At 45.1% G+C, this 25,178-nt stretch carries 23 protein-coding genes; 18 read left to right on the top strand and 5 right to left on the bottom strand.

What is annotated here, in order from left to right; genetic code table 11:
• Positions 1 to 58: 58 nt before the first annotated feature.
• Entirely contained in the window at positions 59 to 481 is a 423-nt protein-coding gene (locus tag ED312_RS07250; RefSeq protein ID WP_123215339.1) for a DoxX family protein, read from the top strand.
• A 184-nt stretch (positions 482 to 665) separates the two neighbouring features.
• Here ED312_RS07250 and ED312_RS07245 read toward each other — a convergent pair whose 3' ends face one another.
• On the bottom strand, positions 666 to 1,850 hold the full coding sequence (locus tag ED312_RS07245; RefSeq protein WP_170164463.1) for a basic secretory protein-like protein: 1,185 nt from the start codon (positions 1,848 to 1,850) through the stop codon (positions 666 to 668).
• 479 nt (positions 1,851 to 2,329) lie between these two features.
• On the opposite strand from ED312_RS07245, the gene ED312_RS07240 reads away from it, so the two are divergent.
• The 16 genes from ED312_RS07240 (at position 2,330) to ED312_RS07165 (ending at position 21,026) form a co-directional block, all read left to right on the top strand.
• Complete coding sequence (locus tag ED312_RS07240) at positions 2,330 to 3,319, top strand: phosphatidylinositol-specific phospholipase C (protein WP_123215337.1); 990 nt, start codon at positions 2,330 to 2,332, stop codon at positions 3,317 to 3,319.
• A 198-nt stretch (positions 3,320 to 3,517) separates the two neighbouring features.
• Positions 3,518 to 4,540 carry a helix-turn-helix transcriptional regulator gene (locus ED312_RS07235; protein ID WP_123215336.1) on the top strand — a complete coding sequence of 341 codons (1,023 nt, stop codon included), beginning with the start codon at positions 3,518 to 3,520 and terminating at the stop codon, positions 4,538 to 4,540.
• Between the two features lie 799 nt (positions 4,541 to 5,339).
• Positions 5,340 to 6,275 carry a M57 family metalloprotease gene (locus ED312_RS07230; protein WP_123215335.1) on the top strand — a complete coding sequence of 312 codons (936 nt, stop codon included), beginning with the start codon at positions 5,340 to 5,342 and terminating at the stop codon, positions 6,273 to 6,275.
• A gap of 490 nt (positions 6,276 to 6,765) precedes the next feature.
• The gene (locus tag ED312_RS07225; RefSeq protein ID WP_123215334.1) at positions 6,766 to 7,353 is read left to right on the top strand and encodes a YceI family protein; all 588 of its coding nucleotides are present in this window, start codon (positions 6,766 to 6,768) and stop codon (positions 7,351 to 7,353) included.
• A gap of 27 nt (positions 7,354 to 7,380) precedes the next feature.
• Complete coding sequence (locus tag ED312_RS07220) at positions 7,381 to 8,646, top strand: hypothetical protein (RefSeq protein ID WP_123215333.1); 1,266 nt, start codon at positions 7,381 to 7,383, stop codon at positions 8,644 to 8,646.
• Between the two features lie 105 nt (positions 8,647 to 8,751).
• Positions 8,752 to 9,336, top strand: coding sequence for a YceI family protein (locus ED312_RS07215; RefSeq protein ID WP_123215332.1), 585 nt, complete (start codon positions 8,752 to 8,754; stop codon positions 9,334 to 9,336).
• 57 nt (positions 9,337 to 9,393) lie between these two features.
• A complete protein-coding gene (locus ED312_RS07210; protein ID WP_123215331.1) occupies positions 9,394 to 10,668 on the top strand; it encodes an acetyl-CoA hydrolase/transferase family protein in 1,275 nt (424 codons plus the stop codon).
• 223 nt (positions 10,669 to 10,891) lie between these two features.
• A complete protein-coding gene (locus ED312_RS07205; RefSeq protein ID WP_123215330.1) occupies positions 10,892 to 12,130 on the top strand; it encodes a PAS domain-containing sensor histidine kinase in 1,239 nt (412 codons plus the stop codon).
• On the top strand, positions 12,108 to 13,157 hold the full coding sequence (locus ED312_RS07200) for a response regulator (RefSeq protein WP_123215329.1): 1,050 nt from the start codon (positions 12,108 to 12,110) through the stop codon (positions 13,155 to 13,157). The genes ED312_RS07205 and ED312_RS07200 overlap by 23 nt, the downstream gene beginning before the upstream one ends.
• 233 nt (positions 13,158 to 13,390) lie before the next feature.
• Positions 13,391 to 14,233, top strand: a complete 843-nt coding sequence (locus ED312_RS07195; protein WP_123215328.1) for a universal stress protein — start codon at positions 13,391 to 13,393, stop codon at positions 14,231 to 14,233.
• A gap of 248 nt (positions 14,234 to 14,481) precedes the next feature.
• The gene (locus ED312_RS07190; RefSeq protein ID WP_148044233.1) at positions 14,482 to 16,026 is read left to right on the top strand and encodes a helix-turn-helix domain-containing protein; all 1,545 of its coding nucleotides are present in this window, start codon (positions 14,482 to 14,484) and stop codon (positions 16,024 to 16,026) included.
• 475 nt (positions 16,027 to 16,501) lie between these two features.
• A complete protein-coding gene (locus ED312_RS07185) occupies positions 16,502 to 16,864 on the top strand; it encodes a hypothetical protein (RefSeq protein WP_123215326.1) in 363 nt (120 codons plus the stop codon).
• Positions 16,865 to 17,288: 424 nt separating this feature from the next.
• Positions 17,289 to 18,500, top strand: coding sequence for a GTP-binding protein (locus tag ED312_RS07180; protein WP_123215354.1), 1,212 nt, complete (start codon positions 17,289 to 17,291; stop codon positions 18,498 to 18,500).
• A gap of 22 nt (positions 18,501 to 18,522) precedes the next feature.
• A complete protein-coding gene (locus ED312_RS07175; protein WP_123215353.1) occupies positions 18,523 to 19,221 on the top strand; it encodes a superoxide dismutase in 699 nt (232 codons plus the stop codon).
• Positions 19,222 to 19,451: 230 nt separating this feature from the next.
• Positions 19,452 to 19,625 (top strand): hypothetical protein, encoded by a 174-nt coding sequence (locus ED312_RS23710; protein ID WP_170164462.1) that lies wholly within the window; start codon positions 19,452 to 19,454, stop codon positions 19,623 to 19,625.
• Positions 19,626 to 19,772: 147 nt separating this feature from the next.
• Positions 19,773 to 21,026 (top strand): lanthionine synthetase C family protein, encoded by a 1,254-nt coding sequence (locus ED312_RS07165; protein ID WP_170164461.1) that lies wholly within the window; start codon positions 19,773 to 19,775, stop codon positions 21,024 to 21,026.
• Here ED312_RS07165 and ED312_RS07160 read toward each other — a convergent pair.
• The 3 genes from ED312_RS07160 to ED312_RS07150 all read right to left on the bottom strand — a co-directional run bounded on the left by ED312_RS07160 (position 21,023) and on the right by ED312_RS07150 (position 23,714).
• A complete protein-coding gene (locus ED312_RS07160; protein WP_123215323.1) occupies positions 21,023 to 22,114 on the bottom strand; it encodes a hypothetical protein in 1,092 nt (363 codons plus the stop codon). The two genes, ED312_RS07165 and ED312_RS07160, sit on opposite strands and share 4 nt — an antisense overlap.
• 346 nt (positions 22,115 to 22,460) lie before the next feature.
• Positions 22,461 to 23,021 carry a hypothetical protein gene (locus ED312_RS07155; protein WP_123215322.1) on the bottom strand — a complete coding sequence of 187 codons (561 nt, stop codon included), beginning with the start codon at positions 23,019 to 23,021 and terminating at the stop codon, positions 22,461 to 22,463.
• 84 nt (positions 23,022 to 23,105) lie between these two features.
• Entirely contained in the window at positions 23,106 to 23,714 is a 609-nt protein-coding gene (locus tag ED312_RS07150; RefSeq protein WP_240643050.1) for a superoxide dismutase, read from the bottom strand.
• 89 nt (positions 23,715 to 23,803) lie between these two features.
• On the opposite strand from ED312_RS07150, the gene ED312_RS07145 reads away from it, so the two are divergent.
• Positions 23,804 to 24,430, top strand: a complete 627-nt coding sequence (locus ED312_RS07145) for a helix-turn-helix transcriptional regulator (protein ID WP_123215320.1) — start codon at positions 23,804 to 23,806, stop codon at positions 24,428 to 24,430.
• Between the two features lie 15 nt (positions 24,431 to 24,445).
• On the opposite strand, the gene ED312_RS07140 is transcribed toward ED312_RS07145, so the two are convergent.
• Positions 24,446 to 25,147, bottom strand: coding sequence for a Crp/Fnr family transcriptional regulator (locus ED312_RS07140; RefSeq protein ID WP_123215319.1), 702 nt, complete (start codon positions 25,145 to 25,147; stop codon positions 24,446 to 24,448).
• Positions 25,148 to 25,178 lie beyond the last annotated feature (31 nt).

The raw sequence follows: 25,178 nt of genomic DNA, 5'->3' as shown, positions 1-25,178 counted from the left end.
TGATTGAGTGTTTGCTGTTTTTTTTGTACCTTAAGGGTAGATTTTAAAGACAGGAGCCATGGTAACATTAAAAATGTTAAACAAATGGGCCAATGCGCATACGTATTATCCGCTTGACCTTTTACGGATTGTCCTCGGAATATTTCTCTTCCTGAAAGGAACTTCCTTTATGGTAAACAGTCAGTATCTGATCAACATCATTAAACCGATACAGAACTGGTGGGGAGCCATGCTGACCATTCACTACGTAGCGCCCGCACATATGCTGGGGGGCATACTGATCATTTTCGGACTGCTCACGCGGTTGTCCGTTGCAGTACAGATACCGATATTAATGGGAGCTGTATCTATTAATATCATCGGGGACATGCATACCGGCAACTTTATCACTTCTCTGATAGCTTTTCTGCTGTGCATATTTTTCCTGGTCTACGGCTCGGGGAAACACTCGGCAGATTATTATTTTAAGATGCAGCAGTAGGGGAGATTTCCGGACCGGTACCCGTTTCGTTTGATGTTATGGAAACGAGTACTTGTTTGTAAAACGCATTACGAATAATCGGTACCTATTGCAAATGAGCGAAGGGGAGTGAAATGAAAAAACCTTGTTCCGATAATTATCGGAACAAGGTTTTTTCATTTCTGCAAAGTGATGATCATAGAATTCAGATACCGGGATCTTCCGAATAATCCTGCCATAAAGCATCCAGTTGTTTACCTGTATAGTTCTGCCAGAACGCTTCATCGTACGGGGCAGTTCTCAACTGGCTGTCCAGTTCCTGTATGATGCCTTCGTACCTGTTTTCCAGCCACACGAAGAAACGGGCCGTAACCCTGTAGGAATCGGTATAGCTCTGCTCAGGGTTATAATCCGGTAAACTCCAGTTGGCTTCTTCGTTATACAGGCCGTATCTATGACGAACATAATCCGCAATGCCTTCGCTGATCCACGACAGGGAATTCCCGCCATAGGATTGTATCAGGTGCATGATCTCATGTGTCACCACATCTATGTCCTTGGGATTGTTTGTCATGTATGAACTACCGTATGTGGCAAATCCGCCAAAAACATAAGCCACCCCATCGTAGCTGGGTTCTATACGAAAGGCAACGGTTTTCTGGGCATCCGGATTAAAATCCTGCATAAGCAGGGGGTAATTGGTGAAGAAAGTCTCTATCATGTCATTTTTTACGGATGCGGGGAAGCCTTCGGACTTGTTGACGAAAAGCAAAGTGAGTTCCCCGCTCCGGATAGTATCTGTTTCGGTAAAAGGCATGACAACCTGTTCTTCTGGTGGGATGCTGAATAAACGGAATTCGGATGCTTGGAACATTTCGCTGCCCCCGTATAATTGAGATATATGCCATTTATAGTGCGTATACCCGGCTTCGTTTATATAAGAATACCTCCTGGTCTGGTAGCGGTTGGCAAAGGCTTCGTAGGCCTGCTGATCGAGTACGGTCCAGTTTTGTCCGTCGTTCGAACCACTGAAGGTCCAGATCAGCGGATCGCGGTAATCGGCATCATTTCCCGATGTAATTGCATAAGCAGCTACCTGTACCGGTTCCTCATACCGGAAGGTGATTTCGAGACCTTCCTGTATATCGTATACCAGGAATTTGGTGAGGGTGTCATTGTCAATCAGTTTAGGAGAGCCTTCAGCACTGTCTTCGCCGAGGTCGTTTTCTATATTTACCGTCATAACAGCTTCGCCGGTAACATCGAGTTCTTCAAGTACTTCTCCCGGGTTATCGGGATTTCCCGGATTGTCGGGATCTTCTTTGGCACAGCCTGTAAGTAATGCGGCAATAAAGAATGATCGGAGCAGGAAAAAAATAATTGTTTTCATAAGATTTGGGTTTAAGTAGGTTTTTGCTTGCCCCATCCATATGACTGGACGGAGTGGGAATGATTAAAATATTGTACCAAAAATACGTATTAAAACGATTTAGCAAAACATTTGTAGGATTTTAATGTAGGTGATCATGGCAAACTTATATTTTGATTTTGGTGTTAACGTGGATGAGGTCAGGCAGGTCAGCCCGGTGGAAAATGGCTGCTTTCCGCTACGGATTCATGCACATTTTTTAGGTTAAAAAACATTATTATTAATAGAAAGGGGTACTTGAAGGTAATATGGTATACCGGAGGAGGAATTTCTCCGAACACTTTTTTGAATGAACTGGTATATTCATACGGACGAACACATCACTGATTCTTTCTCACATTCATAATAAACACTTAACAAAACTTTCCTTATAAAAGAGTATATTGCAGTAAAATCTTATCTCTTAATCAATAATTTATTACAACCAAAAAGAATAGAAAATGACCTACTTCAAACAACACCTATGGCTGGCTATTGTTGTCTTAACAACATTTTCTTCTTGCACACAGGAAGAGGATTTTCCGGGAATTGACCCTAAAGACGGCATGTTAAACCCGGAAGCGATTTCTCATGTTACAACTTTCAACGCGGAGGACGTAGCAAACTGGATGTCCTATCTGCCCGATGCAGTTTCCCTGGGCAGCCTGAGTATTCCCGGCACGCACGATAGCGGTGCCCGGCATGAACCTGTGAGCGGGACGGCCAAGACCCAGTCGCTTTCCATCCTGGAACAATTACAGGCCGGGGTCCGGTTTCTGGATATCCGTTGCCGGCATTACCAGGATGCCTTCGTTATCCATCACGGTTCGGTATACCAGCACCTGAATTTCGACGACGTACTGAATGCGTGCAGACAATTCCTGCAGCAACATCCGGACGAAACGATCATTATGAGCGTTAAGGAAGAATATAATGCCGAAGGCAATACCATGTCCTTTCCTGAGGAGTTTAATGCATACGTGCAGCAGGATGCAGAACTCTGGCACCTGGCTCCCGGTATTCCTACATTGGGAGATGCAAGGGGGAAAATAATATTGTTCCGGAGGTTCGGCGCCAGTGAAGATATTGGTATGAACGCAAGCCATAACTGGGCGGACCAGGCTACTTTTACCATCAATAATGGCAATTATTCGCTACGCGTACAAGATGAGTATGTGGTGAGTAATAATACTACCAAGTTCAATAAAGTTGTCCAGGTTATGGAAGAGGCTTTGGAAGGAGAGGTTACGGACAATACCCTTTATGTGAGCTTTGCCAGTGGTTACAAGCAAATACTATGGGCCATACCCAATATACCCGCAGTATCGGATGAGATCAATCCTTTGCTGAACAGCTATTTTTCCTCGGCGGACAAAGGGCGTTACGGGATCATTCCGATGGACTTTGTTACCGAAGAACTGGCCGCAAATATTGTGAGGTCTAATTTTTAACCGATTAGAAAAAGGCTGGCCCAATTTATTTCAGCCTGGTTTTTCCGGTAAAGCCCTGATAACAAAGTTTGTTATATACTAAACAACATCATATATGAAAAACTAAAAAAATGATATTTCTTTTAAGGGATTAACATCTTTTCTGAGTCTCTATTAAAAGTATAGAGCATTTGCTGCCCGACAGTAAAAGGTGGAAATATGGAATGGTTTTTTAGTTTTTCTTATGACAAGAATTTTTTTGACAAACTGATAGAACAATCCGGTAAATACAATCTGGACCGTCATATTTACGTCAGGAATAACTGGATGGTGGCGAGGTTTCCCGATGCTCATCTGGAATGTGCCTATGAACAGATAGAGCAGGGGCTTGTCCTTAATTTTGCAAGGTGTAGCAGTACGGACCAGCTACCGGAAAATTCCCTGATCTGGCTTCCGTCTCAGGGAGAAGAATACTATTTTCTTAAACTGGAACTTTCCGACCGTCCTGCTACAGTATCGGCATTTGAAAAAGTGTTGTCGAAAACAGATTCCCGGGTCCCACAATCTTTCCTGGTTTCATCCGGATCATACTTTAAGGTCAAGCTGGAAGGAGGGATAAAACAGGATGCCCTGCTTATCGGTATTTCCATGAGCCGGGATTTTCTCCTGTATTATCTCGATCATCTTTTTCCACCCGGTCATCCGGTGCTGAGCGGGATAAAATCGGGAACATTCCGTTACCACCGCATGCAGATCAACCAAGCTATTTTCGAAGAAATGGATAAACTCAATAAGAGTGATGTCCTGCCCAGGAATGATAAATTTGCGATCAAGGCGCATGTTTACAGCCTGCTGGATCGGTACTTTAAAAAACTCCTGGTGTACTCGCAGGAAGAAGAAGCACCGGTATCGCGCTATTACCTGGAAGAGATGTCATATGCCAGGGAACAATTACTGGCTGCAGTGGCTTCTGAAGAACTTCCCCCGGCCATACCGGAAATTTCCAGGACACTGGGAATGAGCGAACGAAAATTCGAAGCCCTCTTCAAGTCAGCCTATGGTGTTACTTACTATAATTTCTTTCTGCAAGCCCGTATGAACAGGGCGGGAGAACTACTCGCCCAAGGCAGGTATTCCGTATCTGAAGTGGCCCGCATGGTAGGTTACCAGCACCTCGGGCATTTCAGCCGTATTTTTAAAAGGTTCCACGGCTGCCTGCCCAGGGAATTCAAAGTTTTTTAATGTTTTTTAAGAGGTGGAAACTGTAACCCGGGGCTTCGATACACCCATCGCTGTGCTTGGGCACTCAGCCGCCTTCATTTTGGCTGAAACATTTCGATACACCCATCGCTGCGCTTGGGCACTCAGGCGCCTTCATTTTGGTTGAAACATTTCGGTATACCCATCGCTGTGCTGGGCACTCAGTCGCCTTCATTTTGGCTGAAATATTTTGATATACCCATCGCTGTGCTGGGCACTCAGCCGCCTTCATTTTGGCTGAAACCTTTCGATACACCCATCGCTGCGCTTGGGTACTCAGCCGCCTCTGTTTTGGACTGTTAAATTTACCCTTTTGCTTTAGTTTATCCTGAGTTTACCGAAGGGCTCAGGGACCTATTGCAACCCTATTCAGGCAAGACCAAACCTGTAACGTGTAACCCTCAACCAAACAACCCCGTTGCGTTTTTGGGACAAAGGTTTGCGAAAAGGGGATAAAATATCCGTCGTTTTATGAATACTTTTGGATTTTAACAGGTTAATTCCTCCTGTATGACAGGAAATTATTTCGCGAAATATGGTTATTTCTCTATCCGGAATGAGATAATCAAAATTAATAAAAAACTGTATAAAATTGACCTGCGCATTACTGACTTAACTAAAATTTAAACTATGACCCGAGTATTTTTAATGCGCGACCGGAACCCTCCGGAAAACATTCCGTATATCATTGGAATGCCTTTGCTTAAAGGCTGTCCTGGAGTCATACGGTTTAAAAGAGTAATTTTTTTATAAACACGAACAGACTTAAATATGATTTAAAATGAAACGTATTATAGCCCAAATCCGATTGAAATATACTATACCTCTAGTATGTATGGTATTTATGCTCACAGGTTGTGAAAAGGAAGACGCTACGGTGGTGGACAACAGCGCCCGAATGGAGATCAGTGACGAAGAAAAGGATAATATCTTCCTCGCCGGATTTTCCCCCGAAGGTGTTATTAAAACCGACGGCGGGTACCTGGTGGAAGGAGATATCTTTTTAACTGCCGAAGATATAGAGTACCAGAAAGAACTCATGTACAATACCATTACCGGCACGCCTTCCCCGGAGCAGTACAGCAGCCCTTTTAAGGTAGATGTGAATGGTGCTACCCGTACCCTGAAGATCAAGGTCGATGCGGGGGCGCAGCAAACCTATTTTTACAATTCCACGGAAGAGGCCATAGCGCGGTTTAACGACCTGGACCTGGTCCTCAGTTTTGAATTGCTCGATGCCAATGCCACGGAGACTCCTGATATACTGATTAAAGGAAGACAGTTTGATGATGGTAACGTATTAGGACAATCTTATGGTTTTCCGGATGCAGACGGAAACCCGGCGCCCCGGATCGACCTCAGTATAGATCATTATAACCCACAGACAAACCGGGCGGATTTTGTGACCACCATTGCCCACGAAATAGGACATGCTATCGGTTTTCGTCATACTGATTTGCACGATCGCAGCCAGAGTTGCGGCCAGTATATCAGTCCGTGGGAAGCACTTATCTTACGGATACAATATGGTATAAACAATCCGTACGACGAAACGGAACTTAGCCCGGAAGAAATTCCTTATCACATTACAGGGACCCCTACCGGAGCGGACCCGCAGTCCGATCCGTCCTGGATGCTGGCCTGCTCCGACGGCACTAACCGTCCTTTTACTCCGAATGACCTGATAGCCATAAAATATCTTTATCCGGAATTATAACAAAACAGATGCTGATTTAGAGTAGTTATCTGAGAAGCCCGGGCAATGTGAGGTAGTTTGCCCGGGTTTCGGTTTTTATTTCCTTCCTGGACTGTTACTCCGAAAGCCCTGTGCTTTCATGTCAAAGCCGTGAAATTCCGGCAAGTTATCCGTCTCCGCTAAAGGTCCCGGGGCCTGGTCCCCATGTTAATCCTGATTATTACAGTACTTTGATAGTGAGAAAAATCATGATTCGGGTATTGCGTTTATGCGTGTTAACTTAAGAGCAATTCTTGTTTATCAGGACTTTTGTACCTTATTAGTGCCGAGTATTCGTCTTCATTACAATTTATCTTTTTGCCTGCTTCTTGTTATTTCATCTGATGCCCTTTTATAACATCCTTCGGGCATTTTTTTCGACCTGATAAATATCATGGTATAGGATTTCCTTTCACTGCACATTTGTCCTGTAAATGAATACGAGGGAAAGACCTCATAAAATGTTACTATTATGAAAAAAACAAAACTCTTTAAAGGAAAGATAACAGGCGCACTGCTGGGAATCATTTTCTTTTTTCCGTTTGCCATGGCACAGGAGCTTCACGTAGAACCCTCACGAGGTAAACTGGAAGTCCTGGGTACTTCTAATCTCCACGACTGGGAACTCAAGGCTACGTCTTTTCATGGGAAAGCAACCTTTATCACAGAAGAAAATCAGTTGAAAGCGGTGGAGAACCTATCGTTTACCCTGGCCGCAGAAAGCCTGGAAAGCGGGAAGAGCGGTATGGATAAAAACACCTGGAAAGCGCTTAAAAGTAAAGATCACAAGGAAATATCTTTCCGTGCGGATAAAGCTACCACCATAACAGAAGCAGGTACGGGGCATTACCAGGTTGAAATGTCCGGTACCCTGAATATTGCGGGAGTAAGCAAAAAAGTGCCGCTTACCCTGACAGTAATGCTCAAAGACAAAGTACACCTTTCCGGAAGTACTGATATACTGATGACGGATTATGGTGTGGAACCGCCCACAGCACTCCTGGGAACTATAAAAACAGGAGAAAAGGTAACCGTAAAATTTGAAATGACCTATCAATAAATACTGATATTTTTTAAATAGACAATTATGAGAAAACTGACAACCATTGGATTACTGGCCATATGTGGTATGCTTACCGTAACAGTAAGTGCCCAGCAGAGAAACCCGGACAACTACAGGAGCCCGGACAAAAAGGGGATAAATGTTTTTGAAAGCCCCAAAGATACCGTCTCTACTTTTGACGGGGTCAGGGTCCGTGTCGGAGGATCGTCCACCCTGCAGTTCCAGGCTCTTGATCATAGCAACAGCGGGAGCGTTGCACTGAAGGAGATAGGGGATAATTTTAACCTGGCAACAGCTAACCTGGACCTGGATGTGGCCCTTTTTGACGGTGTACGCATGCATTTGAGAACGTATCTCTCTTCCCGTCACCACCCTGAACCTTATGTAAAAGGAGGGTATTTCCAGATTGATAAACTGGACTTCATACGTCCCGGTTTCCTGGAAGATGTAATGAAATACGTGACCATTAAGATAGGGCATATGGAGAATAACTACGGGGATGCCCACTTTCGCAGGTCCGACAACGCCCAGGCTATTTATAACCCGTTCGTAGGCAACTACATTATGGATGCCTTTACGACAGAGGTGGGCGCCGAAGTATACTACAGGAGGAACGGTTTTATTTCCATGCTGGGGATCTCTAACGGAAAGCTTAACCAGTCCGTAGACCAGCCCGGGAAAACCAGCCCGTCTTTCCTGGCAAAACTCGGGTATGACAAGCAGGTACAACCTGATTTGAGATTGCGTCTTACCGGGTCCGTTTACCATACCGCCCATTCTTCAAGAACATATTTATATGCAGGGGACAGGGCAGGGTCCAGGTATTATTTCGTAATGGAAAACGAAGAAGCCACTTCCAAGGGGAATTTTACCTCCGGAAGGTATGATCCCGGTTTCAGTAACGAACTTACTGCCGTTATGATTAACCCTTTTGTAAAGTACAACGGATTGGAATTTTTCGGGATGTATGAAAGATCTTCCGGTAAAGCAGCAGGGGAGACCGATACCCGGGTTTGGAACCAGTATGGGGCTGAGCTTCTGTACCGCTTCGGAAATACGGAGAACTTCTATATAGGAGGAAGATATAACCTGGCAACAGGAGAAGAGACCCTTACCTATAATGATGTGGATATTACCAGGTTTCAACTTGGGGGCGGATGGTTCATGACCAAAAACATACTGGCCAAACTGGAATATGTGAACCAGAAGTACGATGGCTTTGAGACCTCGGGTATTCTGAGCGATGGTAAATTCGACGGGTTTATGGTCGAAGCGGTCATCAGTTTCTGATAGGATTTGAAAGATCTGTCAAGGCTGCTCCGGAGAACCATCGCCATGGTATCCGAAAAGCCCGGTATCCCGGAAGCAGCCTTGTAATTTGTTAAAACAATAGAAATGATTTTTCGTATAAGTATCCTGCTTGCGTTTGTCCTGTGCTGTTCCGCAACCCCGGGTTCCGGGGATTCCGGGGACAAGTATGTGGTACGGATAGAAAAAGGGAGCGAACTCTATTTAAAAGGCTCTGCCAATGTACGCGATTTTACCTGTACTTATGATCAGGGACTCCTGGAAACGTCTGTTCCGGTTACTTTCAGAAAAAAACAGGACAGAATAATTTTTGATCAGGCCCTGATCCGGTTGGAAAATGAAGGGTTCGGATGTGGAGGAAAAGGTATTGACAGGGATTTTAACAACCTTTTGCAAACCGGAACCTACCCGTATATTGATATGAACCTGAAAGAAGTAATATCCGGGACCGGGGGAATGTACGCCACGGTTTCTATTACTATTGCAGAGGTATTGAAAACATATAATATTCCCGTACAACTCCATACCGGGGAGGGATTGCGATGTTCTGGCGTTCTGCCGTTGGATATCCGTGATTTCGGTTTGCAACCGCCGAAAAAGATGTTCGGGCTTATTGTTGTGGACGAAAATATTAATATATATTTTGATTTGTCCCTGAAAATCGCTAAATAACTAAGTCCTCTATCGGGGGTTATAATAGAAAAACAGATTGTTTAAACTTATACAAATATGTTACATTACACTACAGCGGAAGAAGCCGTTGCCCTGGTAAATTCGGGAAGCCGGATGTTTTTTCAGGGAGCCGCAATGACTCCCAATACATTAATCAGCGCCCTCTGTAAACGGTATAACGAACTGGAAAACATAGAGATCGTTCAGATGCATACCGAAGGAGACGCCCTTTATACCCGGCATCCGTATAACGAAACTTTCCGGATCAACAGCTTTTTTGTAGGGAGTAATGTCCGTCCCGCAGTGAATTCCAGTCATGGTGATTACATTCCTGTGTTTCTGAGTGAGATACACCTGCTTTTCAGGCAGAATCTCTTACCCATTGATGTAGCCTTTATCCAGGTTTCTCCGCCGGACAGGCACGGGTATTGCTCTTTGGGGACTTCCGTGGACATAACGCTCCCGGCAATCGGCGTAGCTAGGAAGGTCATAGCACAGGTGAACCCCAATGTACCCAAGACACACGGAGATGGCATTATCCATATCAATAGAATAGATGCTGCCATTTTTACGGACGAGCCTATATACGCTGTCAAATTGAAGGAACCCTCCGAAACAGAAAAGCGTATAGGTTATCATATAGCCGGATACATAGAAGACGGGGCAACCCTCCAGATGGGAATAGGAGGTATCCCCAACGGAGTTCTGAGCCAGCTCGAAAACCATAAAAGACTTGGTGTGCATACCGAGATGTTCTCCGACGGTATTCTGCCCCTGGTAGAAACAGGGGTAATTACGGGAGAGGAAAAGAATATCAAACGCGGAAAACTGGTTACCTGTTTTGCCGTAGGCTCTCCTGCCTTATATCGCTTTCTGGATGACAATCCCATAGTACATTTCAAAGAAGCTGCATATACCAATGATACGGCCATTATCCGCCGGAACCCTAAGGTAACAGCTATAAACAGTGCTATTGAAATAGATCTCACGGGACAGGTATGTGCAGACAGTATAGGTGCCATGCAATATTCCGGAGTTGGAGGGCAAATGGATTTCATTCGGGGGGCATCCCTTTCGGAAGGAGGTAAAGCCATTATAGCATTGCCTTCGGTAACGACAAAAAACGTATCCAAAATAGTCCCCTTTCTCAAGCAGGGAGCCGGGGTAACCACTACCAGGGCGCATGTGCATTACGTGGCTACCGAGTACGGTGTGGTAGACCTCTTCGGAAAAAACCTGAAAGAAAGAGCAAAAGCCCTGATATCCATAGCCCATCCTGATCACCAGGAAGTATTGGAAAAAGCAGCTTTTGAAAGATTCGGGAATAAATAGTAGCTGTGTCCGGAACTATCAGAGATGACATTTTCTGTAGAACGGATGGAGTACACCGGAAGACGGAACGTAAAAACAATATTTGTTACCGTTCCGTTTTTGTTTTACATGTCGGTTTTTAAAGATAAAACATTTCAATATGCTTTAAATCCTTATCTTTGAAAGCCTCTGTATAGTAGTCCTGACAATTCGCATAAACTCTTGTAAATACCCGTAAATTGTGATGAAGTTTTTCCAACAGGAAGAAGATATTTTTGGTATTCTCCTCGAAACCATTTCGGAAGGTATTCTGGTGGTAGACGGAGAAAAGAATATTGTAGCGGTAAATTCCACCCTGGAAACCATGTTCGGCTATGTGAAAGACGAACTCGTGGGAAAAAAACTGGATATACTTATTCCTTCGAACTATCATCACAGTCACGATGCACATTTCAGTAATTATTACGAAAAGTCCAGCAAACGCAAAATGGCTGCAGGAAGGAACCTGTGGGGGATTCGGAAGGACGGTACCGAACTTCCTGTTGAAATAGGACTGAACCCGTTTACCGCAAACGGCAAAAAATTCGTTGTGGCGCTGGTGATGGATGTGACCGTAAGCCGGGAAGCCGAAAACAAGATCAGGCAGCTTAATGAAGAACTGGAAGAAAAGGTAGAAAGCCGCACACAGGAACTGAAAGAATCTGTCAGCCTGCTGAAAAAAGAGGTGAAACGAAGGACGGAGGCCGAAAACAAGATCAAGAACGCCCTTCAGAAAGAAAAAGAACTCAACGAACTCAAAACCAAATTCCTTTCCCTGGTATCTCATGAATTTAAAACCCCGCTGAGCAGTATCCTGGTTTCGGCCACGCTCATAGGAAAATATACGGAAGGCGAACAACAGGAAAAACGGGAAAAGCACCTGGAGACTATCAAGAACAAGGTACGTTACCTGAACAATATACTCAACGATTTCCTTTCCGTAGAGCGTATAGACTCCGGTAAGGAAAAATATTCTTTTGAGCCTTTTCGTATTACCCGCGTATTTAATGAGGTCATATACGATGCCAATATGTTGCTGAAAACGGGGCAAAGGATCAACTTTCCCGATGATATAGACGATTATGTCATTAACCAGGATGAGAAAATACTGGAACTCATTCTTTCCAACCTGGTACGAAATGCCGTTAAGTATTCCCCTGAGCACACCGAAATAGACATTACGGTGGAACGGGAAGGAAGCTTTTTTGTCTTTAGGATAAAAGACCGGGGAATAGGAATTCCCGAAGAAGACCAGAAATATATTTTTAGCAGGTATTTCCGGGCCAGGAATGCCATTATAGACCAGGGAACAGGTATAGGCCTTAATATTGTAAAAAGCCACCTGGAAAACCTGGGTGGGGAAATAGATTTTATCAGCGAAGAAGGAAAGGGAACTACATTTACGGTAAAACTACCTGATCATGAAAAAAATATTACTCATTGAAGATGACCCCGTCTTGCGCGAAAGCACGGCGGAACTACTGGAATTGGCCGGATATGAAATACTTACCGCACCCAATGGCAAAAAAGGTGTGACCCTGGCCATGGAGGGAAAGCCCGATATTATCGTATGCGACATCATGATGCCCGAACTGGATGGTTATGGCGTGCTGGAAACGCTTTCGGCCAACCCCGCGACTCGGCACATCCCTTTTATATTCCTTTCTGCCAGGACAGAACGTAAAGAAGTGCGGAAAGGTATGGACCTGGGAGCCGATGATTACCTGACTAAGCCTTTTGAAGAAGAAGAATTGATAAGTGCGGTAGAAAGCAGACTGGCAAAAGTATCCCTTCTCAAAGAAAGCACAGTGTCCGGGCCGTTTGCGGAAGAAGACGGGGAAGAAATCCGGAATATCAACGAACTCAAGAATTTCTTTACCGATGAAGGGGAGTATTTCATCTTTGAAGAAGGCGATATCATTTATTCCGAAGGTAACCATGCCAATTATATTTACCTGGTGGAAAAAGGCATGGTAAAAACACACCGTATCGAAGAATACGGTAAGGAACTGATTACCGATATTAGCAGGGATGACGATTTTTTCGGGTATTACTCCTTTACCCAGAATATCCCTTATAAAGAATCGGCAACGGCTCTCAGAAAAACCACGCTCTATGGTGTTCGTAAAGATTCCCTGGCCGAAATATTGAAGAATAACCATAAACTGGCCGTAGAGCTGATCGAATTTCTTGCCGGTGACCTCTCCGGGGTGAAGGAAAAACTGTTGCAAATGGCTTATGGCTCGGTACGGAAAAAGACTGCAGGGACTATTTTGCGCTTCGTGGAAAAGCTGCAGTACCAGCCCGAACGAGAAATCCGGATTTCGCGCACCGACCTGGCAAGCGTAGCGGGGATAGCCCCGGAAAGTTTTATCCGTACATTGTCCGAACTTAAAAAGGAAGGCCTGATAGCCATAGAAGGCCGGAATATTAAGGTACTGGATATAGACGAGCTGGAAAAAATGCGTTAAAGGTTTGGAGAACCAGCCATAAAAGTTGTGACTGCAAGTGCCTTCGGTACATTCCGAACTCCGTTCGGAACACTCAGCCACCTCTGCTCAGGTTGTGAAACTGTAACCTGCTCTTTGGTTCCGCCCGGACCTGTAACTTGAAACTTGCAACCCAATCGTTCTTACGGTTGATATTTATCATATTTTATTCTGCTCCTTCCGTATACTTTTGCCCGTGATAGATAAGAAATGTGATGAAGAATATCCTTATCCCGACCGATTTTTCCGAAAACTCGAGGAATGCCGCCAGATATGCCTTGCTGTTGTTCGGTACTTCCGCATGTAACTTTTACCTGTGTAATGTGGTAGAACCTTATGTATATACAGGAGGGGGAATGCCATTAGTGGCTTTTCCCGAAGATTATGACACCGGAGTACGGGCACGGTCGGAGGAAAGTTTAAAAAAAATGGCATTACGAATGAAAAAGGAGCTGCCGGAAAGCAATTCGGCTTTTATTCCTTTACCGGTGCATGATTTTTTTATAGAAGCCATAAGAAAGCAGGTCAAAGAAAAGAATATAGACCTGATCGTCATGGGGACAAAAGGGGCTTCCGGGCTCAGGGAAATGATGGTAGGAAGCAATACCGGCGATGTGATTACCAAAGTAAAATGTCCCGTACTTGTAGTGCCGGAGGATGCGGCCTTTCACTTTCCCGGGCAGATCGTATTTCCTACGGATTACAGCATTTCCTATTCCCCCAGGGTACTGGATACGCTGTTTTTCCTGGCGGATAAGTTTTCTGCTGCCGTAAGAGTACTTCATATAGTAAAGAACGAACACGAAATCCTGGGGGAAGCGCAGAAAATAAATAAAAACCAACTCAAAAATTACCTCCGTGGCAGGGAACACAGTTTTCACCGCATGAACCGTAACAACCTGGGCGAAGCCATAGAAGAATTTACGGACATTGCAGATATAGACTGGATAGCCATGATGGCGAAAAAACTGAATTTCTTCCAGCAGGCCCTTTTCAGGCCTGCCGTTGCACGGATAAGTTATCATACCAGGATTCCCTTTCTGGTACTCCACGAATAACGGACCCGTAAAACCCGGTTACTGTTGTCATTTCTCTGTGAGCTGTAAGAAACTGCGGCCCAAAAATCACCATTTATTCATATTATGTGATTTCTAAAATGTATATTTGTTTTTCCGTTCCGGGAAGAAAAGTATCTTTTTCACCGTGAGATTTCCTTTCCGGATACGCTTTCGGATACAGCCCCTTTCAAAAATTCCGGAAGAATGCAACCTGCCTTTTGTTTGCAAGATTAACCAACCGTTACCTGATGGCAAGATATCGTATTCTCCTGTTTTTCCTGTTTCTGTTTGCAGAAAAGGCAGGGTCACAGCAACAAGATGCTTTTGACAGTATTTACTACCATTTATATACGGCCAACAAGGACCTGGATTACGGGATCCGCACTGCGGATTCACTTTACCGGGCCTCAGACGGAGAGCTCCGGAAAGTAAAGTCACTATTGTTGCTGTCCGGTTTATACAGGCGTAAAAAGGACAAAAATAGGTCACTCGAATACCTCCTGGAAGGAGAAAGGCTGGCTTCCGAAGCCGGCTTCCATGAATGGCAGGCGAGAGCCTGTGGTGCATTGTCCAGCCAGTACAGGGAAGCCGGCTTAGCGGAAGTGGGCATACGTTACCTTGAAAAGGGGATCAGGGTAAGCAGGAAAATTAAGCAGGAAGAAATATCCAATGAGTACCAGGGCCTCCTGCACCAGGAAAAAGCCTATTATGCGATAGCTGAAAACAATTTCCGAAAAGCCGTGCAGCTTGAACATAAAGCAGGCACATACTTCACACTGCTGAAAGATGAGTTCAGAAGAAACCTCCATCTGGCCACTACACAGAAAGCCCTCGGAGAAAATTATTACAGACTGCACAAAAACGATTCTGCCCGGTATCATTATCACAAGGCCCTGAATTTTATTGCCGGGACCAGGGGAGTCCCCATACAGGAGGGAATGATCCACCTGGGATTGGGGAACATCTTTATGGAAGAAAATGATTTTGCCCGGGCTTCTGAGCATTTGCAAAAAGCGCTCGGTTTTGCCGATGCGTCCGGCGATGTATCCCTTCAGGGAAAAGTATACAGGGCATTGTCTCACTACTACCAAGCGGTAGAGGACATAAAAAACTATACGCTGTACAATGACCGGTACCTCGAAGTGGTAAACCGGGAAATGGAGGCCAGGCAGGAAACGTACAGCCGGGCAGTTAGCCAGGTTTATAAGGAACAGGCAAAGACCTCACAGGTACATTACGGTATCATAGCCATTGTCTCCCTGCTGTTGCTGCTGGCTGTTATATTCACCTTGGTATACCGCAGGAGACAAAGAGAAAAGCATAGAAAATTCTGGAAAATACTGAGGGAAGTAAGAAAGGGTAATAGCATGCCGCCCGCCTATACGGAAACAAAGGGAAATTCGGCCCGGGAAACCGAAATGATGCCGGAAAGGACCGAGAAGTCATTGTTGAACAAATTGACACGTTTCGAGGAATCCGGGAAATTTACGGACCGGAATATTTCATCCTCAGCCCTGGCAGCCAGGATAGGTACCAATACCAAATACCTGTCATATATCATTAACAAATACAAAGAGAAGGACTTCAATACCTATATAAACGAACTCCGGATATACCATATCGTGAAAAAAATGGAGGAAACTCCCGATTACCTTAATTATAAGATCAGTTACCTTGCCAAGGAGTGCGGCTTTTCGTCCCATAGTAAATTCAGTACGGTATTCCGAAATGTTATAGGGATGCCACCTTCCGAATTTATGGCGTATCTGAGAAAAAAGAAAAAGGCGGTATAGCGTTTCTGTGTCTTGAGAACATTTTTGATTTGAGAAAATGAAAAATCATTATAAACCATTATAAATACTGTAGATGATGAGTATGTATCCCTTATCAGTATTCCCGAATATGAAAAACCCAGGGCTTCCGTGTAATACCGTATTTCCTTATTTTCGTGAGGTATGTAAGTTTTCCGGATTTACATGTTTCTACCCCGAAAATAAGAGAAAGGTCCGGTTCTGTAAAGGGACCGGGCATTTCGTGATTTTACCGGTGCCGGTTGAGGATTCGATATCCTGCTCCCGAGAGGTTCCGGGATCATTGCAACACCTTGATGAAGTAAAAAATTACAGTCCGGTTATCAGGTGAATGAGTGTATGTTACCTGACTAACTCAATAACCTGATAACCGATAAGCAAAGAGCAATTTTGTTATTATTAAAACCTCTGCACTTTTCAGTGCGGTCTAGTTAAAATTTTATGTCCCCTTCTCAAAATGATAAGAACACTGTTTGCCAGCGAGGTAGAATTTCAAAAGAAAATTGAAAGGTTCCGAAGTACCGGGGCCCTTCACAAGCATCCCTTTTTAGGTTTTTACTATACTGAAGGAGTAAAGTATGTGATGTATGACCTGTTTAAAACACAGAAACTCCTGTTGCGTATAGCCCGGGAAGCATCCTGCCTTTCCGAAACCTCTTTTATCTCTATACGGATGTATGGTTCCTGTATCGAGTTCCGGGACAGGGACGGTCGCGTATTGCAGAAAAGAAAGGAAGAAGAGCCGGTGCCGATACCCCGCGACACTTCATTTTGCCTGTACTGGATAGGAAGGACACTGCTTTTACCTACGGAATACTAGAAATAGCGGGACCTGATTTTTGTTAAGAGCCGTAAGTGGAGCGTGATACGTCTGATTTTCGCAGACCGTTACCTTGCGGGATGGTTTTAAATATATAACCGGGTGAAGGTAAACCATCCACCCTTTGGGATACCCTTCACCCGCCCTCTGGTTTGGCTTCATCTCGCCCTTGTATGAAGGAATTATATATCACTTACATGAAGATGTTCCATGTCGTGCACATAAAGGAGTTACCTGCATTTAACCATATGATATTGCCCTGAAGGGAGGAGATACTTAATTCTAAAAACTTTGTTTGCATTTCACCGGAGTGTAACAATAAATAATTCCAGTTGCATTTCGCTTTCTTCTTTTAATTCTTTTATGCTACATAGTTGCGTTTAAAAGAATGTTTTATATTTGCAACAAAGTTTCATTTAAAAACATGAACGAGAATACCAGAAAATTACCGGTAACCGTACTGAGCGGTTTTCTCGGGGCGGGGAAGACCACTTTGCTGAATCACGTATTGCATAACAGGCAGGGACTTAAGGTAGCAGTGATAGTGAATGATATGAGCGAAGTCAATGTAGATGCCCGTCTGGTGGAGAACGAGAACACCCTTTCACGGACAGAAGAAAAACTGGTGGAAATGAGCAATGGCTGTATTTGCTGTACGCTCCGGGAAGATCTTATGGTGGAAGTGGAACGCCTGGCAGGTGAAGGGAAATTCGATTACCTGCTAATTGAAAGCACCGGGATAAGCGAACCGGTCCCCGTGGCGCAGACTTTTTCTTTTGCCGATCCGGAAAACGGCATAGACCTTTCCGCTTTCAGCTATATAGATACGATGGTAACCGTGGTGGACAGCTATAATTTCCTGAAAGATTTCGGCACGGATGAAATGCTGGCAGACCGGCAACTTACAGATATGGATGGAGATCATCGTACCATAGTCAATCTTCTTACGGACCAGGTGGAGTTTGCCAATGTAATTATATTGAACAAAACGGACCTGGCAGGAGAAAAAACCGTAGGGCTGCTCCGGGCCGCTATAAGTAAACTCAATCCCGATGCCAGGATATTGGAAGCGACCTTTGGCAAGGTAGAGCCCGCAGAAATTTTAAATACAGGACTTTTTGACTTTGAAGAAGCCCGGGCATCTGCCGGGTGGCAGAAGGAACTGGAAGCAGGAGAGCATACCCCGGAAACCGAAGAATACGGTATAGGGTCTTTTGTTTTCCGGGACCAAAGGCCTTTTCACCCGTTGCGATTGTGGAAATATCTGAATGAAGAATATCCGGGAAACATTATCCGTGCCAAGGGGCTGTTCTGGCTGGCTTCCCGGCCGGATGAAGCCCTGAATTTCTCCCAGGCAGGAGGATCGTCAAGACTGGAGAGGGCAGGGGTCTGGTGGTGCAGCATGCCCTATGCCGAAAGGATCTGCCATCCATCCTATCTGGACCATCAGGATGTAATAGAGGAGAGGTGGAGCAAAAAATGGGGCGACCGGATCAACGAACTCGTATTTATCGGGCAGGAAATGGACAGGAAAAAGATAACGGATGATCTGCAGAACTGTCTGCTTTATGCGGAAGAGGAAATCCTCTTTAAAGAGAAAACCGGCTTCCCCGACCCTTTCACCGAATATGTCTAATAATTTAAATCTGAATAATATCATGAAGAATGTAAAAACCTTTCTTATTGTGCTGTCCGTATTTGCATTGCAACAGGTTACGGCCCAGTTCAAACAAGAGCCGTTACCTTATGCCTATGATGCCCTGGAACCTTTTATCGATGCGCGGACGATGGAGATCCACTACGGCAAACACCACGCGGGTTATGTGTCCAAGTTGAACAAGGCCCTGGAAAAAGCGGACAAGTCCCCCGCTTCTCTCCAGGCGGTCTTCAGCAATATATCCGATTATAATGTTGCCGTACGTAACAATGCCGGGGGACATTTTAACCATACCTTGTTCTGGTCCGTGCTTACCCCCAAAAAAAACACTAGGCCTTCTCAAAAGCTTTCGGAAGCCATAGAAAGGGATTTCGGGGGAATGGAGGAACTCAAAGAAAAATTCCTTGAAGCTGCGACGGGCCGGTTCGGTTCCGGATGGGCATGGCTTATCATAACTCCTGAAAATCGCCTCGCGGTAACGTCCACCCCCAACCAGGACAACCCACTCATGCAGGATGTGCCGGAAAAGGGAATTCCTATCCTGGGGGCCGATGTGTGGGAGCATGCCTACTACCTGAAATACCAGAACAAACGTGCAGATTATCTCAATGCGTTATGGAGTATTATCCATTGGGAAGAAGTAAGCCGCAGATACGAAAAAGCTTTGAAGGGAAAACCGGAGGGAGAGAATGATTTTTGACCAGGCCGGAGAGTTAATGTTGTTTCAAGAAAAATCCCTGATTTCAGGGATTTTTTTATGTTGTATAATAATCTATATTTGAATGCCTTATGTTTGAAAACAATTAAAAAAATCTATAACCTGCGTTGCAATGGAAACCTTTGATTGAACAGGTTTCCCCGACCCCGGAAAAAAGGGGAAGCCGAAAACCTTTGATCAATAGAGTAGGCATAACTTCAAAATATCTAACCATGAAAAAATCACTGAAAAATTTACAACTGAAAAAAGAGGTTGTAAGCAACCTGAACACCAAAGGAATCAAGGGTGGGGCCATTACGGACGGACCGAGATGTGAGGATACTTACTGGTGTCCTACAAACGGTCCTTTGAATACCTGTCCTCCTCCCGGAATGCAATGTTATTAATAGGTAGACTGCAAGTACGGGCCGTACGCTCCAACGGGTGTCACGGCCTGTATTTTTTCCCGGGTAATGCATCAAAACCCGAAGCAAAGAAATGAATATCTCTTAATCTATAACTTTCATATACCCCGTATTTTACTCCGGCCTACAATGTCTGAATCACATCGCGATACTTTTACCTCCATGTCTTCCGAAGCTGTTTTACGTGCAAGGCTGGAAGAGATTGGTGCCGTACTGGAAAAAAAGTACAGGGAAACCTCGGATATAGGGGTGCTTACCGGTATATCCGGTATAGCTGTTTTCTGCTTTTACTATTCCAGGTTTTCCGGAAAACAACGTTACGCGGACCTGGGTAGCGAAATACTGACCGAGGTTTTTGACCGGATAAATAACGGCTATGATATGCATACCTATTGTTCCGGGATATCCGGGGCTTTGTGGAGTATGGAGCACCTGCGGGAAGAAGGTTTTATCGAGCTGGAAAGCGATGCGGTTTTTCCTGCGCTGGATGATTTTCTGGCAGATTGTACGGAGCAATATGCGGATGAGAACTTTTATGATTTTCTGCACGGTATCCTGGGAATAGGCCATTATTTTCTGATACGTTACAGGAATACGGGTTCGGGAGTGTTAAAAGAGCACTATGCAAACCTCCTCACCGGGATGGTCAACAGGTTAAAGAAAACGGCCATTACCGAGGGGGATAGCAGTAAATGGAAATCCTGGCTGGTCCGTGAGGAGCGGCTCAAAGGATACAACCTGGGCCTTGCCCACGGCATATCCGGTATTGTGAATTTTCTGTCCCGGCTCCTTGTTTACCCGGAGTTTTCCGAAGTAAGGTCCCTGCTGAGGGGAGCCGTACATTACATTAGCTCATGGGAAGGTGCGATTTCGGGGACTTCCCTTTTCCCGGCATGGATAACCGAATCGGGCGGGAAAAGCTACAGGAACCGTCTTGGGTGGTGCTATGGGGACCCGGGAACGGGATTATCGCTCTGGCATGCGGGCAAAGCATTGCAGGACGATGCACTGTGTACCCGTGCCGTAAAAATACTGGAGTATTCCACACAGCGAACGGACCCGGAAGAAGCAGGGATCCGGGATGCGGGCCTGTGCCACGGTGCCTGCGGTATTATGCATATATACCGCTATATGGAGCGGCAAACAAACCGGCAGGCCTTTGCCATGGCTGCTGACTTCTGGCAGCAAAAAGCCCTGGAAATGGCCGTGCATCCGGACGGATATGCCGGTTATATGCAGTGGCGGGGAGGGAACAGGCAGGGATGGCAACCGGAAACCGGCATCCTGGAAGGAATAGCAGGTATAGGCCTATCCATAATGGCCGAGCTTTCCCCCGATAGTATAAAATGGAACGAATGTCTGCTGATAGGCAATTCCTTTTAATTCAGGTCAACCCGGTGTGCCGAAGGCCCGTCGGGAGTATACCAGTCTCCTTCCAGGTGAAAAGAACGGTCATATTTGAGCCGGAATATTCCCGTAATGGTTTTTTGATCCGGCCCTATTTCCCTGAATTCATAAGAGCCATCCGGCTTTCGCTCCGTTTGCAGGTCGATTCTTTTTCCTGCTTTGTCATAATAACAGAAGGCCCTTACCGAGCCGTCACCGTAAATCCTTTCTACGAAGATGCTTACAGGTTGTTGCCGGTCAATGGCGCCCCGGTAAAGCCCGATGCGGATACCATTTTTCCCTGACCACATATACTTACTGCCGGAAGCAGAAGACAGAAGATGTTTGCCGTACTCGTTAAGCAGGGGCCGTAACTGTTCGAAACCGAATTCGTTTTCAAAATCACCGAACGGATCATAAGCATTAACGGAATGTGAAGAACAACTGCTGCGTATGATCTTAAGGGAATTATTGGTGAGCAATAACTTGTCATGTGCCAGGTCATCATTTTTTACCGAAGAGAGGCAATCCCTATACCGGTAATATTGTTCTGCATCATTCCGGTCGGTTGTGTCAAGGGAAGTAAGAAAATTGTTCAGTAATGCTGTCCTTTGTTTTATGGCCAGTTGCTGAAGGGTTTTGAACCCCTTGGAAGTAAAAATGTCTGCCAGGGTAATGGGCTGGCCGCTTTGCGCATCGAAATTCTGAATGACCGAAAAGGGAGAGGTGTACGTACCGGAATATTCCCCGGTAATATCCAGGGAGATATACTTGTTGTTATTGGCATACACCAGGTAGTTGAGCGTGGTCACCCCTTGTCCGGACCTGTTTTTAGGCCATATTTTTTCAAAAGGGGAATGTTGATATTTTCCGGGGAGCGTTTCCAGGATAGTACCGTGTAACCAGGTATTTATCCTGATAGCAGCATCCGTACTGTCCGTTATATAGGGAAAACTGAAATATTCATTGTTTACCGGGTGGATGTCCCTGAGGGGTTTTAAAGAGAAGTGCTGTGCACGGACCATCGGGGACAATCCTGTACAGACAAGCAGTGACAATAAAAAAATGCGGGTAGTTTTTTTCATGATTCGGTCGGTTTCAGATTAGTTGTGAGCGTTAGTATAAAAGGCCGCGGCAATCCGTAATACCACAGATCCCGGGCAGGTTTTCCACGAATGTACCAAAGTACACATCCGGTACATACCTGTTGTAAAAAGAGTATTTTCTTTTTATCAATTTTAAAAAAAGTAGAAAGGGGGATGACACAAATATACGATATTTTTGAAGCGATATATTTCCGTATCAGTAAATTTTACAAAAAGGATTAAGGGAAAACCGTAGGGGGGTCAGATTGATGGTTCCGGGTTATTTCAATATAATGATCCTGTTTTATACCCGGAATACCGGGCTTTTACATATATTCAGATACTTTCAAAATCCTATATACTCCGGATTATCCTTATAAAGCAGGGTTTCGTCGAGCGTAAGCAGGAGATCGGTATGTGTATCTTCTATCTTTTTTTGACCGGAATCGTATAACCAGCCGAAAATATTAACGATATCCTTATGCTCATAGGCTTTCCGGATTTCCTGCAGGTTACACAATTCAAGGATTTTCTCCATGACCTGTAATTTTGCGAGCAGCCCGGGGCATTGCAAAGGGAGCCCGGCGTTATGGTAGAGTTCGGTATAGGTTTGCCAGAGACTATGTCCCCATCCAGAGCGTGCAAGACGGGAAGGAGGAGTCAGTATTTTACCTGAAGCAGGGAAAAAGGTTTGGGTAACAATAATATAACGTACGGAGCCGCGGCCTACTAACAGTTCAAGGTTCGGATAAGGAAATACGGCATGATTGTTTATCAGCTTTTTACTTTCGATATCTATCAGTAAAACCTCGTCAGAGATGACAGGAAAAATATCTTCCAGCCAGGCCGTTCCGGATTGTCCGAAATTGCGGATGGCATGCTCATAGATAGTCTGGTATTGCTCCATGTGGAAAAAATATAAATGCTGTTTTTTGCTGTGTGATATGGGGCCCGGAAGGCGGAAGGGACCGGGCCCCGTCAGAAAAGGGTATCAGGAGTTATCCCGGAACCGCTTTTCCACTTTTTTCCAGTTGATTATATTCCAGAAAGCCTCGATGTATTCCGGCCGTTTGTTCTGGTATTTCAGGTAGTAGGCATGTTCCCATACATCCAGTCCCAGCAGGGGAATTCCCTGTTCTTCGGCTACGTCCATAAGAGGATTATCCTGGTTGGGTGTCGAAGTCACCTTCAGTCTGCCTTCCGCTGTGAGGATCAGCCAGGCCCAGCCCGATCCGAAACGGGCAGCCGCGGCGGCGCGGAATGTTTCTTTAAAGGATTCCGGAGAACCGAAATCCCTGCTTATGGCTTCGGAGAGTTCGCCTGAAGGAAACCCGCCACCACGAGGGGAGAGGGTTTTCCAGAAAAGGCTGTGATTGTAGTGCCCTCCGGCATTATTGCGGATGGCCCGGGGGAGGCCCGATATATTTTCCAGTAATTTTTCCAGGCTTTCGGGATGTATGTCCGCATCTTTCAATGCGGCATTTAAATTGTTTACATAGCCTGCGTGGTGCCTGGAATGGTGAATTTCCATGGTTTCCGTATCAATGTAAGGAAACAATTCGCTGTATGTATAGGGTAATTCCGGTAACTCGTAATGCATGATTTTTTCTTATTTTGGAGAAATGAACGTCGTTTATGGCACAAATATAGTATATTTGCATAATAAACCAAATAATTACTTTGTTTATTATGAATAATGAAGCGGCAGAACATGATAAAGCTGTCCTGATACTTAAAAACCAGGGGCCTAAGAGCCTGAAGGAACTGGCAGCGGAACTGAAGATCACCACGGAAGGTGCGAGGTTTCAGTTGTTGAAGCTTTCCGGGGAAGGTCTGGTAACTTCAGAGAGTGTTTCCCGGGGAAGAGGGCGGCCGCAGCAGATATGGTCACTGACGGATAAGGGGCATTCCAGGTTTCCGGACGCACATTCGAGCCTTACAGTAAGGCTGATACAGAATATACGTGAGAATCTTGGAGAAGAGGCCCTGGAAAAGATCATTATCGCCACAGGAAAAGACAATCTGCGTAAATACGAAGAACTGATGCACGGGGCGGTGACACTGGAAGACAAAATCAGGATACTGGCAGAAATACGGAAGGAAGAAGGGTATATGGCGCATTATGAAAAAACCCATGACGGTTACCTGTTTCTTGAAAATCATTGCCCTATATGTGAAGCGGCCAAAGCATGCCAGGATTTTTGCAGGACCGAATTACGGACTTTTCAATCCGCCCTGGGCGATGAGGTGGTTGTAAAGCGTATAGATCATATCCTTGCCGGCGCACGCAGGTGTGCTTACCTGATCAGGGCCTGATAAAGAACGGTAGCATCAGGATGAAACATTCTCCTGCCCGTCGGAGATTTTTTCCAGTCCGGGTATATTAATGAGAAGTATTTTTTTACCTCCGGTTTTAAGGTATCCTTCCTTCATGAGTCCCGAAAGCATGCGGATAAGCGATTCGGTGGCCGTACCTACCATACCCGCCAGTTCTTCACGGGTGAGTTGTGCCGAAAGAAAACCGTGCTTATCCGTACCGAAAGTTTTGTAAAGGTATAACAGTGTATCCGCAAGGCGCTGTTTCACTGTTTTTTGCGCCATGTTTACGGTGGAATTATTGGCATTTTTCAGGTCGTGGCATACCTCTTTCATCACTTCGGAAGAAAATTCCCTGTTATTGGCCAGCGATCTCAGTATATCTTCTTTCGGCAACAGGCAGATTTCCATATCACTCACCGCAATGGCAGTGAGATTTACCTTTTCGCCGCTTAAAATGCTTCGCTGCCCGAGAAGGTCGCCGCGGGTCACCAGCTTTACGATCTGTTCCCTGCCATTGGCACTCAGCTTGGTAAGTTTACAGATACCGCTTTTTATGCAATAAACACCTTTCGGATGTTCCCCCTCTTCAAATAAAATCTGTCCCTTCTTTATATTTTCCGATGTCCGGCATACCGCCATCCGCATCAGCTCATCTTTTGTAAGTGCATTAAGGGCAGTGAACTGCCGTACTATACATTGCTCGCACCTGTTCATAATTCCTACGGTTGAAATCCGAAGTAAAATT

Origin of the sequence: Sinomicrobium pectinilyticum (genome assembly GCF_003725735.1) — a bacterium.
GTDB lineage: Bacteria > Bacteroidota > Bacteroidia > Flavobacteriales > Flavobacteriaceae > Sinomicrobium > Sinomicrobium pectinilyticum.
This window is presented reverse-complemented; position numbering and strand designations above follow the sequence as displayed.

Coding starts and splice junctions, on each gene's coding strand:
- ED312_RS07250 (WP_123215339.1), top strand. CDS start 59: ATGGTAACATTAAAAATGTTAAACAAATGGGCCAATGCGCATACGTAT.
- ED312_RS07245 (WP_170164463.1), bottom strand. CDS start 1,850: ATGAAAACAATTATTTTTTTCCTGCTCCGATCATTCTTTATTGCCGCA.
- ED312_RS07240 (WP_123215337.1), top strand. CDS start 2,330: ATGACCTACTTCAAACAACACCTATGGCTGGCTATTGTTGTCTTAACA.
- ED312_RS07235 (WP_123215336.1), top strand. CDS start 3,518: ATGGAATGGTTTTTTAGTTTTTCTTATGACAAGAATTTTTTTGACAAA.
- ED312_RS07230 (WP_123215335.1), top strand. CDS start 5,340: ATGAAACGTATTATAGCCCAAATCCGATTGAAATATACTATACCTCTA.
- ED312_RS07225 (WP_123215334.1), top strand. CDS start 6,766: ATGAAAAAAACAAAACTCTTTAAAGGAAAGATAACAGGCGCACTGCTG.
- ED312_RS07220 (WP_123215333.1), top strand. CDS start 7,381: ATGAGAAAACTGACAACCATTGGATTACTGGCCATATGTGGTATGCTT.
- ED312_RS07215 (WP_123215332.1), top strand. CDS start 8,752: ATGATTTTTCGTATAAGTATCCTGCTTGCGTTTGTCCTGTGCTGTTCC.
- ED312_RS07210 (WP_123215331.1), top strand. CDS start 9,394: ATGTTACATTACACTACAGCGGAAGAAGCCGTTGCCCTGGTAAATTCG.
- ED312_RS07205 (WP_123215330.1), top strand. CDS start 10,892: ATGAAGTTTTTCCAACAGGAAGAAGATATTTTTGGTATTCTCCTCGAA.
- ED312_RS07200 (WP_123215329.1), top strand. CDS start 12,108: ATGAAAAAAATATTACTCATTGAAGATGACCCCGTCTTGCGCGAAAGC.
- ED312_RS07195 (WP_123215328.1), top strand. CDS start 13,391: ATGAAGAATATCCTTATCCCGACCGATTTTTCCGAAAACTCGAGGAAT.
- ED312_RS07190 (WP_148044233.1), top strand. CDS start 14,482: ATGGCAAGATATCGTATTCTCCTGTTTTTCCTGTTTCTGTTTGCAGAA.
- ED312_RS07185 (WP_123215326.1), top strand. CDS start 16,502: ATGATAAGAACACTGTTTGCCAGCGAGGTAGAATTTCAAAAGAAAATT.
- ED312_RS07180 (WP_123215354.1), top strand. CDS start 17,289: ATGAACGAGAATACCAGAAAATTACCGGTAACCGTACTGAGCGGTTTT.
- ED312_RS07175 (WP_123215353.1), top strand. CDS start 18,523: ATGAAGAATGTAAAAACCTTTCTTATTGTGCTGTCCGTATTTGCATTG.
- ED312_RS23710 (WP_170164462.1), top strand. CDS start 19,452: ATGAAAAAATCACTGAAAAATTTACAACTGAAAAAAGAGGTTGTAAGC.
- ED312_RS07165 (WP_170164461.1), top strand. CDS start 19,773: ATGTCTGAATCACATCGCGATACTTTTACCTCCATGTCTTCCGAAGCT.
- ED312_RS07160 (WP_123215323.1), bottom strand. CDS start 22,114: ATGAAAAAAACTACCCGCATTTTTTTATTGTCACTGCTTGTCTGTACA.
- ED312_RS07155 (WP_123215322.1), bottom strand. CDS start 23,021: ATGGAGCAATACCAGACTATCTATGAGCATGCCATCCGCAATTTCGGA.
- ED312_RS07150 (WP_240643050.1), bottom strand. CDS start 23,714: ATGCATTACGAGTTACCGGAATTACCCTATACATACAGCGAATTGTTT.
- ED312_RS07145 (WP_123215320.1), top strand. CDS start 23,804: ATGAATAATGAAGCGGCAGAACATGATAAAGCTGTCCTGATACTTAAA.
- ED312_RS07140 (WP_123215319.1), bottom strand. CDS start 25,147: ATGAACAGGTGCGAGCAATGTATAGTACGGCAGTTCACTGCCCTTAAT.